Annotated in this window: 9 protein-coding genes; 5 read left to right on the top strand and 4 right to left on the bottom strand. The window is 73.6% G+C overall.

Going from position 1 to position 13,837, the window contains the following annotated elements; all coding sequences use genetic code 11:
* Positions 1 to 98: 98 nt before the first annotated feature.
* Positions 99 to 1,181 (top strand): protein kinase family protein, encoded by a 1,083-nt coding sequence (locus ACXKR8_RS40685; RefSeq protein WP_458269538.1) that lies wholly within the window; start codon positions 99 to 101, stop codon positions 1,179 to 1,181.
* Here the strand turns inward: ACXKR8_RS40685 and ACXKR8_RS40680 are convergent.
* On the bottom strand, positions 1,159 to 1,830 hold the full coding sequence (locus ACXKR8_RS40680) for a maleylpyruvate isomerase N-terminal domain-containing protein (protein ID WP_458269537.1): 672 nt from the start codon (positions 1,828 to 1,830) through the stop codon (positions 1,159 to 1,161). The two genes, ACXKR8_RS40685 and ACXKR8_RS40680, sit on opposite strands and share 23 nt — an antisense overlap.
* 2 nt (positions 1,831 to 1,832) lie before the next feature.
* Positions 1,833 to 3,323, bottom strand: coding sequence for an AAA family ATPase (locus ACXKR8_RS40675; RefSeq protein WP_458269536.1), 1,491 nt, complete (start codon positions 3,321 to 3,323; stop codon positions 1,833 to 1,835).
* A gap of 104 nt (positions 3,324 to 3,427) precedes the next feature.
* Here ACXKR8_RS40675 and ACXKR8_RS40670 point away from each other — a divergent pair, with 104 nt between their 5' ends.
* The 3 genes from ACXKR8_RS40670 (at position 3,428) to ACXKR8_RS40660 (ending at position 9,328) form a co-directional block, all read left to right on the top strand.
* The gene (locus ACXKR8_RS40670) at positions 3,428 to 4,591 is read left to right on the top strand and encodes an exonuclease SbcCD subunit D (protein ID WP_458269535.1); all 1,164 of its coding nucleotides are present in this window, start codon (positions 3,428 to 3,430) and stop codon (positions 4,589 to 4,591) included.
* Positions 4,591 to 7,572, top strand: a complete 2,982-nt coding sequence (locus ACXKR8_RS40665) for an AAA family ATPase (protein ID WP_458269534.1) — start codon at positions 4,591 to 4,593, stop codon at positions 7,570 to 7,572. Before ACXKR8_RS40670 ends, ACXKR8_RS40665 begins: the two co-directional genes overlap by 1 nt.
* Before the next feature lie 127 nt (positions 7,573 to 7,699).
* Positions 7,700 to 9,328, top strand: a complete 1,629-nt coding sequence (locus tag ACXKR8_RS40660) for a glycoside hydrolase family 13 protein (protein WP_458269533.1) — start codon at positions 7,700 to 7,702, stop codon at positions 9,326 to 9,328.
* 159 nt (positions 9,329 to 9,487) lie between these two features.
* On the opposite strand, the gene ACXKR8_RS40655 is transcribed toward ACXKR8_RS40660, so the two are convergent.
* Entirely contained in the window at positions 9,488 to 11,893 is a 2,406-nt protein-coding gene (locus tag ACXKR8_RS40655; RefSeq protein WP_458269532.1) for a Tex family protein, read from the bottom strand.
* Between the two features lie 153 nt (positions 11,894 to 12,046).
* Between ACXKR8_RS40655 and ACXKR8_RS40650 the strand changes: the two genes are divergently transcribed.
* On the top strand, positions 12,047 to 12,925 hold the full coding sequence (locus ACXKR8_RS40650) for a helix-turn-helix transcriptional regulator (protein WP_458269531.1): 879 nt from the start codon (positions 12,047 to 12,049) through the stop codon (positions 12,923 to 12,925).
* A gap of 29 nt (positions 12,926 to 12,954) precedes the next feature.
* Here ACXKR8_RS40650 and ACXKR8_RS40645 read toward each other — a convergent pair whose 3' ends face one another.
* Positions 12,955 to 13,815 carry a thioesterase family protein gene (locus ACXKR8_RS40645; RefSeq protein ID WP_462100048.1) on the bottom strand — a complete coding sequence of 287 codons (861 nt, stop codon included), beginning with the start codon at positions 13,813 to 13,815 and terminating at the stop codon, positions 12,955 to 12,957.
* Between the last annotated feature and the right edge of the window lie 22 nt (positions 13,816 to 13,837).

Below are 13,837 nucleotides of genomic sequence, written 5' to 3'. Positions count from 1 at the left end.
CCCCCCAGGCAGGGCCGGCCGGGCCTTTGCCGTCCCGTAGGGTGCGGTCAGAGGTCGAGGTCGGTGCCGAGGTGGGGGAAACAATGAAGTGCCCTGACATGTCGCACGCTGCACGGCTGGCCTCCCACAGTGCTGTTTCGGCCGCCCTGGCCGTTCACAGTGATCACGCCCTGGGCGGGCTCCTGGACGCATCCGCGTCGATCGGATCCGGCATCGGCGGGAAGTCGGCCCTGCTGGAGGTCGCCGGAACCCCGGTCTTTGTGAAGCGGGTGCCGCTCACCGACCTGGAGCGGCAGCCCGAGCACCTCCGGTCCACCGCGAACCTGTTCGATCTGCCCGTCTTCTGCCACTACGGCGTGGGCGCCCTCGGCGGTCCCGGCTTCGGGGCCTGGCGCGAGCTCGCGGTGCACACCATGACCACGGACTGGGTGCTCGCGGCGGAGCACGAGGGCTTCCCGCTGATGTACCACTGGCGGGTGCTGCCGGACTCGACGCCGCTGCCCGAGGAACTGGCCGACATCGAACGGGCCGTCGGCTACTGGGGCGGCGGATCGCCGGTGCGCCGCCGGATCGAGGCGCTGGAGCGGTCCTCGGCGAGCGTCGCGCTGTTCCTGGAGTACCTCCCGCAGAACCTGCACCAGTGGCTGAACACCCAGGTCGAAGCGGGGGACGAGGCAACCGACCGGGCCTGCGCCATGGTGGAGCGGGAACTGGCGGCCGGCACCTCGTTCATGAACAGCCACGGGCTGCTGCACCTCGACGCGCACTTCGAGAACATCCTCACCGACGGCCGACGCCTCTACTTCGCGGACTACGGCCTCGCCATGACCTCCGGGTTCGAGCTGTCGCGGGAGGAGGCCGACTTCTTCGACCGGCACCAGGGCTACGACCGCGCCTACACCGCCACCTATCTGGTGAACTGGCTGGTCACCGCGCTGTATGGCTACCGGAGGGAGGATCGGGACGGCCGCTCCGCGCTGGTGCGCGCCGTCGCGGAGGGCAAGCAGCCCACTGGGATCCCGGCGGAGGCCGCGGCGGTCATCACCCGGCACGCGCCGGTCGCCGCGGTGCTGTCGGAGTTCATCACCGGGTTCCAGCGCCGGAGCCGGCAGAACCCCTACCCGTTGGAGCAGATCCGCAGGCTCGGAAACGGTTTCCTCAGCCCAGGGTCAGCCAGGTGACCCCCGAGCGCTCGACCCGCCCGGCCTCCCCGGCGCTGATCGGAAGGCGTCCGGTGGCCTTGCGGAGGAAGGTGATCCGATCCCACTCGGGCACCGCGTCCGCCGCGGTCCGGCCGGGGCCCAGCAGCAGGCCTTCGACCAGGTCGGCGGCCTGCGGCGTCATCCACGGGTCGCGGTCCAGCGCGGCGGCGAGGTCCAGGCCGTGGACGGCGAGTTCGACCACCCGGGTGAGCATGAACGCGGAGAGCAGCATCGGATCGCCGTGCCGGGTGCGGACCACCCGGGTGTCCGGTTCGGCCGCGCAGAGCTTGTCCACCTGCTCCCGGACCGCGGCGAACTCCTGGACCAGCGCCGGTCCGCCCGCGTGCTGCTGGGCCGAGGCGATTCGCAGGGCGTTGGTCTCCAGCGAGAAGCGCCCGTCCGGCCGGTAGTAGTCCGCCGCCGACACCTCGGCCCGGGCCGGCGGCCGCTCCGCGAGCATCGGCGGCAGCCGGCCGACCGCCCCGCTGACATGTGCGAGCAGATCCGCGACCGACCAGGGCACACAGCCCGTCGGCCGCCGCCAGTCGGCCTCGCTGAACCCCTCGACGACCTGCCCCAGCCGGTCGGCCTCACTGCGGAAGGCCGCCATCACCACGTTCAGTTCCATGGTCATCCACCGTAGAGCTGCTCGAGACCCAGCAGAAGTACGTCCTCCCGCGCGGCTTCGGCGCGCAGCGCGTCACTGAAACCGGCCGCGCTGAAGCAGGCGAGTGCGCATCGGCCGGTGTCCATGCCGCGCTCGGTGAGGACGTCCCTGGCCCGGGTCAGGCGTTCCAGGTGCTTGAGGCCCATCACCGTGCCCCACTTGGCTTCGCCGAGCATCGCGACCGAGGCGCTGCTGCCCCCGGATCCGCTGTCGGTGACGGCCACGTCGATCTGGATCTGCTGCCGTATCGCCGGGTCGACCACGACGCCGCTGCCCACCTGGCCCAGGTAGCCGTCCAGGAGGGCTCCGCCCGCACCGAGCATGTACGCGCGACAGACCGCCTCGAAGTGCGGGCCCAACACCTGGGCGGCGAAGCGTTCGCCCGACTGCGCCCACACCTCGCGGGCCTGCCCGCTCTCCAGCCGGGCCCATGCCGGGCGCATCACCGCCTCGTAGAAGTTGATCAGTGGTTCGGTGATGCGGTACTGCGACTTCCCCGCCCGGAACACATCCGCTTCCCGGACCAGCAGGTGGCTGTCCTCCAGCACATTGAGCGGGTGCGAGATGTCCACCGACTTGCGGCCGATATAGCCGGCGATGCCGCCCCGCGTCGCATTGCCCTCGGCGACGGCGGCCAGGACCGAGTGGTACAGCGCGGTGTCACGGATGTCGGCCTCCTCCGCCAGGAGATGGCGCGCCTCGCGGAAGAGCGGGCTCAGCGGGGAGAGCACGGTCCGGCAGAGCCAGTCGTCGAAGTCCTCCAGGCGCTCGGGGACGTCCTCGGCGAGGAACTGCCGCCGATAGGCCGGGGTTCCGCCGAGAACGGCGTGCAGTCGGGCCGCGAGTGCGGGGCTGTCGGCGACTCCCCAGAACTCGGCGGACGAGCGGTAGCCGAACGGCTGGACGATCAACTCAAGCTGCGCCCGCCCGCGCAGTGGCGCCGTACTGGCGAGCAGACCGCCCATGACGGACATCGCCGACCCGCAGAGCAGCAGCCGCATCCGGCTCTCCTCGACCTGGAAACGGTCCATCTCGCGCTGGATCAGCGAGGGCAGTTCCGGCGCCACCTTGGACAGATAGGGAAACTCGTCGAGCACCACCAGCAAGGGGCCCTGGCTTCGATCGGGGAGGGCCAGGTCGAACAGGTAGGAGATCGCGTCGTCCCAGGTGGCGAAGGTGAGTGGCACGCGTGCGCCCGCGTGCCTGGCCAGAGCCGCGCCGAACTGCCGCAACGACTCCCCCTCGGTCGCCGCCGTCGCCCCGAAGTAGAAGCCGCCGTGCTCCGCGACCAGCGCCCGGAGCAGATAGGTCTTGCCCATCCTCCGCCTGCCACTGACCACGCCCAGCATCGCCTGCGGGACTTTCCGTGCCACGAACGCGGCCAGCCCAGCCCACTCGACCTCCCGGTCGAAGACATGGCTGGGCTTGACGCCACCTTGTCGCCGTTCGGCCATCGCCACCATTCCCATCCGTGAGGACTACACCCCTTAGGACTGTACTCCTCGCACATGGACGGCGCGGCCGGGATTGTCAGTGGTCGTTGTTACTGTCGTGGGCTATGCGACTCCTGCACACCTCCGACTGGCATCTGGGGCGGAACCTCCATCGGGAGGACCTGCTTCCGGCGCAGCGTGCCTTCCTCGATCACCTCGTCGACACGGTTCAGTTGGAACGGGTGGACGCCGTGCTGGTGGCCGGGGACGTCTACGACCGGGCCATTCCCAGCCTGGGCGCGGTGGAGCTGTTCGACGGGATACTGCAGCGCCTCGCGGAGCTGCGGGTGCCGGTGGTGCTGATCGCCGGGAACCACGACTCGGCGCGGCGGCTGGGGATCGCGGCCCGGCTGATCGAGCAGGCCGGGGTGCATCTGCGGACCGAGGTGGGCCGCTGCGGCGAGCCGGTGCTGCTGGCCGACGAGCACGGGCCGGTCGCGGTCTACGGGGTGCCCTATCTGGAACCGGCCCTGGCCGGCAGCGAGCTGGGGGCCGACGCGGTCAGCCACGCGGCGGTGCTCGGGGCGGCGATGGCGCGGGTGCGGGCGGATCTGGCGACCCGTCCGGCCGGGACCAGGTCGGTGGTGCTGGCGCATGCCTTCGTCGCCGGGGGCGAGGCCAGCGACAGCGAGCGGGACATCGCCGTGGGCGGGGTGCCGAGCGTCCCGGCCGCGGTGTTCGAAGGAGTGGACTACGCCGCACTCGGTCATCTGCACGGCAGTCAGATCCTCCACGAGCGGCTGCGCTACAGCGGCTCGCCGCTCGCGTACTCCTTCTCCGAGGCCGACCACCGGAAGAGCATGTGGCTGGTCGACCTCGGCCCGGCGGGCGAGCTGACGGCCCGTCGGATCGACTGCCCGGTGCCCAGGAAGCTGGCCCGGATCCGCGGCACGCTGGTTGCACTGCTGGAGGATCCGGCGCTGGAGCGGCACCGGGAGGCCTGGGTGCAGGCCACCCTGACCGACCCGGACCGCCCGGAGCGGGCGATGGAGCAGCTCAGGACCCGTTTCCCGCACACCCTGCAGCTGGCCTTCGAGCCGGTCGGCGGCGGCGGGGACGGGCTGGCCTCGTACGCGGCGCGGACCAGGGGGCGGGGCGACACCGAGATCGCCCTCGGCTTCGTCCGGCATGTCCGCGGCAGCGATCCCGACCCGGCCGAGCAACTGCTGCTGCGCACCGCGGTGGAGGCCGTCGGCGTCGGCGCGCGCGGCGAGGGGAACGAGGGCTGATGCGGCTGCACTCACTCACGGTGACCGCCTTCGGGCCTTTCGCCGGGACCCAGACGGTGGACTTCGACGCGCTCGCCTCCGGCGGTCTGTTCCTGCTGCGCGGGGCGACCGGGGCCGGGAAGAGCAGCGTGCTGGACGGGGTCTGCTACGCGCTCTACGGCGCGGTGCCGGGCCAGCGGCCGCGGACCAGGCTGCGCAGCGACCATGCCTCGGCCGAGGTCAGGACCCAGGTCCGGCTGGAGGTGACGCTCGGCGGCCGGCGGCTGGAGATCACCCGCAGCCCGGAGCAGACCAGGGCCAAGAAGCGCGGCAGCGGCAGCACCGTCGACAAGGCGCAGACCCTGCTGCGGGAGTGGTCGGCCGGTTCCGGGGACGGCGGCGAGTGGCGGCCGAGCAGCAAGTCGCACCAGGAGGTCGGGGCCGAGGTCCAGCAGCTGCTGGGGATGAGCCGGGAGCAGTTCTGCCAGGTGGTGCTGCTCCCCCAGGGCGAGTTCGCCCGGTTCCTGCACGCCAGTGCGCCGGACCGGGCCGATCTGCTCGGGCGGCTGTTCGACACCGCGCGGTTCGGCGCGGTGGAGGGGTGGCTGACGGAGCGTCGGCAGCAGACCGAGAAGGCCTGCCAGGCGGTGCTCGGCGAGGTCGGTGCCCGACTGGAGCGGCTGCGGCAGGCCGCGGGCACGGAAGAACCGGCCCCGGCGTCGGCAGCGGACGATGCCCTGGGCTGGGCCGCGCAGCTGCGGGTGCAGGCCCGCGAGGAGCTGACCGTGGCCGAGTGCCGGCAGCAGGCGGTCGAGCAGCGCCGGGCGCTGGCCGAGGCCAGGGCCCGCGAGGTGGGGGTGCTGGCCGACCGGCAGCGGCGGCACCGGCGGGCAGTGCTGCGCGCGGGCGATCTCGAGCAGCAGACCGAGCAGCAGCACGCGGCCTCGGTCCGGCTGGAGCGGGCGCAGCGGGCCGAGGCGGTTGCCCCGCTGCTGCGGCTGCACCGCGAGGCCGCCCAGGCCCAGGCCCGGTTCGAGCAGCAGGAGCAGCGCAGCCGGGCCGCGCTGCCCGCCGTCCACGCCCGGGCCGGCGGCGAGGAGCTGGTCGCGGCCGAGCGGCAGCGGCGGGAGGAGCTGGGCGGGCTCCGCGCCCTGCTCTCGGCCGAGCAGCAGTACCGCGCCAATGAGCGGGGCCAGGCCCGGCTGGAGGCGGAGCGCGAGGACGCCGAGACAGTACGGGCCGAGGCCGAGCAGTGGCTCGCCGTCGAGTGGCCCGAGCAGCGGCAGCGGGGCGACGCGGCGCTGGACCGGGCCCGGCAGGCCGCCGTCCGCACCGACCAGCTGGACGAGCAGCTGCCCGAGGCCCGCCGCCGCGGCGCCGCCGCCGAGCAGGCGGAGGCGCTGGCGGCCCGGCTGGCCGACGCCCGGCAGCGTGAGCTGCGCCGGCGCGAGGACGCGGCCGGCGCCCATGAGGCCTGGCTCGACCTGCGCGAACGCCGGTTGCAGGGGATGGCGGCCGAGCTGGCCGAGGGCCTGGCGGAGGGCGGCGCCTGCCCGGTCTGCGGGTCCGCCGAGCATCCGGCCCCGGCCCGGCCCGGGCCCGGCCAGGTGACCAGGGAGCAGGAGCAGCGCGCCGAGCAGCGCTACCGGGAGGCCGCCCGCGCGGCCGAACAGGCCGGCGGCGAGCTGCAAGGGCTGGGGCAGGAGTCGGCCTCGCTGGCCGCCGTCGCCGGCGAGGGCACCGCGGCCGAGCTGCGGGCGGCCGTCCAGCGGCTGGAGGCGGAGTACCAGCAGGTGCGGCAGCTGGCCGCGAACGGGCTCAGGGTGCAGGAGCAGCTGGATCTCCTGGAACACGAGCACGGGCTGCGCACCGCGGCCTCCGGGCAGGCGGCGGAGCTGGTCGCGGCCAGGACCGCGCGGCTGGAGGCACTGGCCGGGGAGCAGGCCCGGCTGACCGAGCAGTTGGAGCGGGGCAGGTCGGGGGCCGCGTCGGTCTCGGCCAGGTTCGCCGAGCTGTCGCCGCTCGCGGACCGGCTGGGCGAGACCGTAGCCGCGGTGCGCGAGGCCGCGGCCGGCACCGAGACGCTGGCCCGGGCCGAGCGGGAGGTGCGCGAGGCGGCCGAACGGGAGGGCTTCGGCGACGCCGAGCAGGCGGCGCAGGCCGCGCTCCCCGCCTCCGAAATCGCCAGGCTGCGGGCGGCCCTGGAGCGGCACCGGGACGAGCTGGCGCAGGTCGGCGCGGAGCTGGCCGACCCCGACCTGCTGGCAGCGGTCCGGCGGCCGGCCGCCGATCCGGCCGCCGACCGGGCCGTGCTGGACGCCGCCGACGCGGCGCTGCGCTCCGCCTATGCGGCGGTGCAGGGCGCGCGGGAGCGCTGCGAGGCGCTGGACCGGCTCAGTGCCGGCCTCGACGCCGAGCTGCGCCGGCTGGCGCCGCTGGCCGCCGAGCACCGCCAGGTCTCCGACCTGGCCTATCTCGCCTCCGGCACCAGCGCAGGCAACAGCCTGCGGATGTCGCTGGAGACCTACGTCCTGGCGGCCAGGCTGGAACAGGTCGCGGAGGCGGCCGGGGCCCGGCTCAGGGTGATGTCCCAGGGCCGCTACACCCTCGCCCACAACGACGCCAGGGCCAGGGGCGCCGGCCGCTCCGGGCTCGGCCTGAGCGTGCTGGACGGCTGGACCGGCCGCAGCCGGGACACCTCGACCCTCTCCGGCGGCGAGAGCTTCTTCGCCTCGCTGGCACTGGCGCTGGGCCTGGCCGACGTGGTCACCGACGAAGCCGGGGGCATGCCGCTGGACACCCTGTTCATCGACGAGGGCTTCGGCTCGCTGGACGAGGACACCCTGGAGGACGTGCTGGACGTGCTGGACCGGCTGCGCGAGCGGGACCGGGCGGTGGGCATCGTCAGCCATGTCGGCGACCTGCGCGGCCGCATCCCGGTCCAGCTGGAGGTCCGCAAGGGCCGCAGCGGATCGACGTTGCACCAGCACGGCACCGGGTAGGGCGGGGGTGGGGGGCCCGTCCGGTCGGACCAGACCCCGGGGTCCCTCGCCGGGGACCGTCCGGCCTAGGGTTTGCGGGACAGGCCCTACGCCCCAGACTCCACCCGTACCCCGGAGGCGCGACAGCATGACGGACACTCACTCCGACTCCCAGCCCTGGTGGCGCGGCGCGGCCCTGTACCAGGTGTACCCGCGCAGCTTCGCCGACGGGAACGGCGACGGCACCGGCGACATCGCCGGGATCCGCAGCCGACTCCCCTACCTGGTGGAACTCGGCGTGGACGCGCTGTGGATCTCCCCCTGGTACGTCTCCCCGCTGGCCGACGGCGGCTACGACATCGCCGACTACCGCGACATCGACCCGCGCTTCGGCACCCTCGCCGAGGCCGAGCAGCTGATCGCCGAATGCCACACGGCCGGGCTGCGGCTGATCGTCGACCTGGTCCCCAACCACTGCTCGGACCAGCACCCCTGGTTCCGCGCGGCGCTGGCCGCGGCCCCGGGCTCGGCCGAGCGCGCGCTGTTCCACTTCCGCCCGGGCCGCGGCGAGGACGGCGAACTGCCGCCCAACGACTGGCAGTCGCACTTCGGCGGCCCGGCCTGGAAGCGGACCGACGGGCCCGACCGCGCGTGGTACCTGCACATGTTCGCGCCCGAGCAGCCCGACTGGAACTGGGACAACCCGGCCGTCCGCACCGAGTTCGAGTCCATCCTGCGGTTCTGGCTGGACCTCGGCGCCGACGGCTTCCGGATCGACGTCACCGACCACCTGGTCAAGGAGGCCGGACTGCCGGACTCGGCCGGGCACCACGGCAAGCCCGACCCCTGGCGGGACCAGGAGGGCGTGCATGAGATCTACCGCAGCTGGCGGGCGCTGGCCGACTCCTACCCCGGCGAGCGCGTGTTCGTGGCCGAGCTGTGGGAGAACGACCCGAACCGCTTCGCCCGCTACCTGCGCCCCGACGAGCTGCAGACCGCCTTCAACTTCGCCTTCCTGAAGTCGGCCTGGGACGCGGCGGCACTGCGCGGGGTGATCAACGACACCCTGGCCTCGCACGCCCTGGTCGGCGCCCCGCCGACCTGGGTGCTGTCCAACCACGACACCACCCGCCACGTCACCCGCTACGGCGGGGTCGACACCACCTACGGCTTCGACCGGGCCACCCGCTTCGGCCAGCCGGTGGACCTGGAGCTCGGCACCCGCCGGGCCCGCGCCGCCGCGCTGCTGAGCTGCGCGCTGCCCGGCGGGGTCTACGTCTACCAGGGCGACGAGTTGGGCCTGTGGGAGGTCGAGGACATCCCGGACGAGCTGCGCCAGGACCCGACCTGGCTGCGCTCGGGCCACACCGACCGCGGCCGGGACGGCTGCCGGGTGCCGATCCCGTGGAGCGGAACGCACCCGCCGTTCGGCTTCGGCGCCGAGCAGGCGCCGCCCTGGCTGGACGTCCAGCCGGCCGCCTGGAAGGACCTGACCGCGGCGGCGGAGTCCGGCATCCAGGGCTCGCACCTGGAGCTCTACCGGGAGACCCTGCGGCAGCGCCGGGCCGAACCGGGTCTCGGCGACGGCCCGATGCGCTGGCTGCCCTCGGCCGACGACGTGCTGGACTTCACCCGCGAGGGCGACTTCCGCTGCGTGGTGAACCTGGGGCCGACCCCGGTGGCGCTGCCCACCGGGGCCGGCGTGCTGCTGGCGAGCGGGCCGCTGGACGGGTCGCTGCTGCCGACCGACACCGCGGTCTGGCTGCGCTGGAGCTGAGCTTCGGCTCAACTGGCGCCGAAAAGAAGACAGGAAGCCCCTTCCGCACGGGGGAGCGGGCGGGGCTTCCTTAGATCATCGTACGAGCGCCGAACCGGCCGACCAGCCAATGGCACGCCAGGATGCACTGTGCCATCGTCCGATGGCACAGTGCCGAGGTCAGCGGGTGAGACCGGCCCTGCGCAGGGCATCCGCCATCGCGCTGTTGGAGTTCCCGGAACCGCCGGAGCCACCGGAGTTGCCTGAGCCACCGCCGCCCGGCTTCTCGTTCCGCGGCCGGGGCGTGCGCTGCTGCTGCGACTGCCCCTGCCGCGGCCCCCGCTCCTGCTGCGGCTGGCGCGGCCCGCGCTCCCGCTCCTGCTTGGGCTGGGCCTCGTCGTCCAGCCGCAGCGTCAGCGAGATCCGCTTGCGCGGGATGTCCACCTCCAGCACCTTCACCCGGACGATGTCCCCGGACTTCACCACCTCGCGCGGGTCCTTGACGAAGGTCCTGGACAGCGCCGAGACATGGACCAGGCCGTCCTGGTGCACGCCGACGTCGACGAAGGCGCCGAAGGCCGCGACATTGGTGACGGTGCCCTCCAGCAGCATCCCCGGCTCCAGGTCGGAGAGCTTCTCCACGCCCTCCTTGAACGCCGCGGTGCGGAACGCGGGCCGCGGGTCCCGGCCGGGCTTCTCCAGCTCGCGCAGGATGTCGGTGACGGTCGGCACGCCGAACTTCTCGTCCGCGAAGGCGGACGGCTGCAGGCCGCGCAGCACCGCGCCGTTGCCGATCACCGTCCGCAGCTCGCCGCCGGTGGCCGCGATGATCTTCCGGACCACCGGATAGGCCTCGGGGTGGACGCTGGAGGCGTCCAGCGGGTCCTCGCCGCCGGGGATCCGCAGGAAGCCGGCACACTGCTCGAAGGCCTTGGGGCCGAGCCGGGGCACCTCCTTGATCGCCTTGCGGCTGCGGAACGGACCGTTGGCGTCGCGGTGCGCCACGATGTTCTCGGCCAGGGTGGCGCCGATGCCGGACACCCTGGTCAGCAGCGGTGCGGAGGCGGTGTTGACGTCCACCCCGACACCGTTCACGCAGTCCTCGACCACCGCGTCCAGCGAGCGCGACAGCTTGGCCTCGGAGAGGTCGTGCTGGTACTGGCCGACGCCGATCGACTTGGGGTCGATCTTGACCAGCTCGGCCAGCGGGTCCTGCAGCCGCCGGGCGATGGAGACCGCGCCGCGGATCGAGACATTGAGGTCCGGCAGCTCCTGCGAGGCGAACGCGGAGGCGGAGTAGACCGAGGCGCCGGCCTCGGACACCACGGCCTTGGTGAGCTTGAGGTCCGGGTGCAGCTTGATCAGATCCCCGGCCAGCTTGTCGGTCTCCCGCGAGGCGGTGCCGTTGCCGATGGCGATCAGATCGACCTTGTGGGTGGCGCAGAGCTTCGCCAGGGTGGCGATGGACTCGTCCCAGCGGTTGGCCGGGACGTGCGGGTGGATGGTGTCATGGGCGACCACCTTGCCGGTCGCGTCCACCACGGCGACCTTCACGCCGGTCCGGAAGCCCGGGTCCAGGCCCAGGGTGGCGCGGGTGCCGGCCGGGGCGGCGAGCAGCAGGTCGCGCAGGTTGGCGGCGAAGACCCGGACCGCCTCGTCCTCGGCCTCGGTGCGCAGCCGCAGCCTCAGGTCGATGCCGAGGTGCACCAGCAGCCGGGTGCGCCAGGCCCAGCGGACGGTGTCCAGCAGCCAGCGGTCGCCGGGGCGGCCCCGGTCGGCGATCTCGAACTTCTGCGCGATCCGGGCCTCGTAGCCGCCGGGGGCCTCGGCGTCGGCCTCGTCGGTGTAGGGCTCCAGGGTGAGGTCGAGGATGTCCTCCTTCTCACCGCGCAGCATGGCCAGGATCCGGTGCGAGGGGAGCTTGGTGAAGGGCTCGGCGAAGTCGAAGTAGTCGGAGAACTTCGCCCCGGCCTCCTCCTTGCCGTCACGGACCCTGGCGGAGAGCCGGCCCCGGCCCCACATCCGCTCGCGCAGCCCGCCGACCAGGTCGGCGTCCTCGCCGAAGCGCTCGACCAGGATCGCCCGGGCCCCCTCCAGCGCGGCTGCGGCGTCGGGGACGTTCTCGCCGAGGTAGCCGGCCGCCTCGGCCTGCGGGTCCCGGGTCGGGTCGCCGAGCAGCAGGTCGGCCAGCGGCTGCAGCCCGTTCTCCCGGGCGATCTGGGCCTTGGTGCGGCGCTTGGGCTTGTAGGGGAGGTAGATGTCCTCCAGCCGGGCCTTGGAGTCGGCGGCGCGGATCTGCGCCTCAAGCGCCGGATCCAGCTTGCCCTGGCTGCTGATCGACTCCAGGATCGCGTCCCGCCGCTCCTCCAGCTCGCGCAGGTAGCGCAGCCGCTCCTCCAGGTTGCGCAGCTGGGTGTCGTCCAGCTCCCCGGTCGCCTCCTTGCGGTAGCGGGCGATGAAGGGCACGGTCGCCCCGCCGTCGAGCAGGTCCACGGCGGCCTGGACCTGCCCGGACCGTACGCCGAGTTCCTCGGCGATGGTCTGCTGGATGGACGCAGTGTGGCTGGACGCACTCAGTGGGGACACGCTGTGTTACCGCCTTCTCGCAGGGATGCCACTCAGCATTGTGCCGTCACCGGCACGCCGGGAACACCTCCGCCCCCGGCGGGTCGCGGCGTCGACGGAGCCGGCCGGGCCGGGCCGGAGCGGATTGTCAGACCCCCGGTTCACACTGGGACGATGACCACCGCGACCGCTCGCCGTACGGAGCTCGCTGCCTTTCTGCGCAGTCGGCGGGCCAGGATCACCCCCGAGGAGCTGGGGCTGCCGCCGGGTCCCCGGCGGCGGACGCCGGGCCTGCGCCGGGAGGAGGTGGCGCTGCACGCCGGGGTCGGCGTGACCTGGTACACCTGGCTGGAGCAGGGTCGCCCGATCAACGCCAGCCCGCAGGTGCTGGACGCGATCGGCCGGACGCTGCGGCTCGACCGCCCGGAGCTGAGCCACCTCTACCGGCTGGCCGAGGTCCCGGCCGCGCCCGATCCGACGCCGTGCACCGTGCTGGATCCGGCGGTGCGGGCGGTGCTGGACGACTTCGCCACGCTGCCGGCCTGCGTGGTCAACTCCCGCCTCGACGTGCTCGCCCTGAACCTCCCCTACGCGGCGCTGTGGCCCCGGAGCGTGCAGGACGGGCCCGACAAGCAGGCCGGGCCCGGCAACAACCTGCTCTGGCTGTCCTTCACCGTGCCGGCCTGCTGCAGCTCGCTGGTCGACCGCGCGCAGGAACTGCCGCTGCTGGTGGCGGCGTTCCGGGCCGAATACGGCCGGCACCTCGGCCAACCGGACTGGGAGCGCCTGGTCGCCGAACTGTCGGCGGCCAGCCCGGAGTTCGCCGCGATGTGGGAGACCCAGGACGTCGGCGCCCACGGCAGCCGCACCAAGACCTACCAGCACCCCGCCGTGGGCCGGCTGTCGGTGCTGGTCAGCCACTTCGACATCATCTCGGCCCCGGATCTGCGGATGCAGGTCTACTCCCCCGCCGACGAGGTCAGCCGGGAGCGGCTGCGGTGGCTGCTCGACCACCCGGACGCCCCGTACTGGGACCACCGGCACGAGTCCTGAGCGCACTGGGCGAGCTAAGACCGACCGGGCTAAGCCGGTCGCGGCACCACCGCGAGCTGGCGGGACTGGGCGACCAGGCGGCCGGACTCGTCCCAGACCTCGGCGTCCTCCTCCAGGAAGCCGCCGGCCAGGTTGCGGGTGGAGTGGACCACCCGGAGCCAGCCGGGGACGGGCGGGGCCCGGACGTGGGCGGTGAGCTCCAGGGTGGGGGTCCAGCCGTAGAGGCCGAGGTCGAAGGTGACCGGCGGCAGCGCGTCCACGGCGAGCAGCAGCATCAGCGGGTCGGGCTCGCGGCCGTCGGCGAGCCGGAGCCAGCCCTGGATCTTTCCGACCCCGGAGGGCTTGCCCAATGCCCAGCCCACGCAGGCCGGGTCCAGCCGCAGGTCGAGCCGTTCCAGCAGGGCGGCGTTGGCCAGGAAGTCCGGCAGCGCCTGGGCGGTGCTGATGCACTGGTCCACCGGCGGCAGCTCGGGCGGAGTGGCGCTGGTCCTGACGTCGCCCTCGGCGGTGGAGAGGTCGCCGTAGGAGGCGAGCACCCGCAGCCGCTCGACCGTGGAGCCGTCCGCGGCGGTCTGCAGCAGGGTGGCCGCGCCGGTGCTGACGCTGCGGCCGCGGCGGACCGCTTCGGTGCGGATCTCGGCCGGTCCGGGCCGTCCGGCCGAGAGGTAGTAGGCGCTCAGCGAGAGCGGGTCCGGGTGGCCGCCACTGGCCAGCTCCTGCCGCAGGGCGTTGCCGACCAGGGCCAGCAGCAGCCCGCCGTTGATGCCGCCGCCGATCCGCCAGCCGGGGTCGAGCTCGGCGTCGTAGACGGACGGCAGGCCCTCGCGCGCCCGCACCGCGGTCCCCCGGTCGAACTCCGACGCCTGGCCCAGCTCTGCCGCTGCGGTCACGACGGATCTCCCCTCAATAAGT

The organism is Streptacidiphilus sp. PAMC 29251, assembly GCF_054208735.2.
This window is presented reverse-complemented; position numbering and strand designations above follow the sequence as displayed.

What these genes read in the sequence shown, in the direction of transcription:
- ACXKR8_RS40685 (WP_458269538.1), top strand. Translation starts at nt 99, where the DNA reads ATGTCGCACGCTGCACGGCTGGCCTCCCACAGTGCTGTTTCGGCCGCC.
- ACXKR8_RS40680 (WP_458269537.1), bottom strand. Translation starts at nt 1,830, where the DNA reads ATGGAACTGAACGTGGTGATGGCGGCCTTCCGCAGTGAGGCCGACCGG.
- ACXKR8_RS40675 (WP_458269536.1), bottom strand. Translation starts at nt 3,323, where the DNA reads ATGGCCGAACGGCGACAAGGTGGCGTCAAGCCCAGCCATGTCTTCGAC.
- ACXKR8_RS40670 (WP_458269535.1), top strand. Translation starts at nt 3,428, where the DNA reads ATGCGACTCCTGCACACCTCCGACTGGCATCTGGGGCGGAACCTCCAT.
- ACXKR8_RS40665 (WP_458269534.1), top strand. Translation starts at nt 4,591, where the DNA reads ATGCGGCTGCACTCACTCACGGTGACCGCCTTCGGGCCTTTCGCCGGG.
- ACXKR8_RS40660 (WP_458269533.1), top strand. Translation starts at nt 7,700, where the DNA reads ATGACGGACACTCACTCCGACTCCCAGCCCTGGTGGCGCGGCGCGGCC.
- ACXKR8_RS40650 (WP_458269531.1), top strand. Translation starts at nt 12,047, where the DNA reads ATGACCACCGCGACCGCTCGCCGTACGGAGCTCGCTGCCTTTCTGCGC.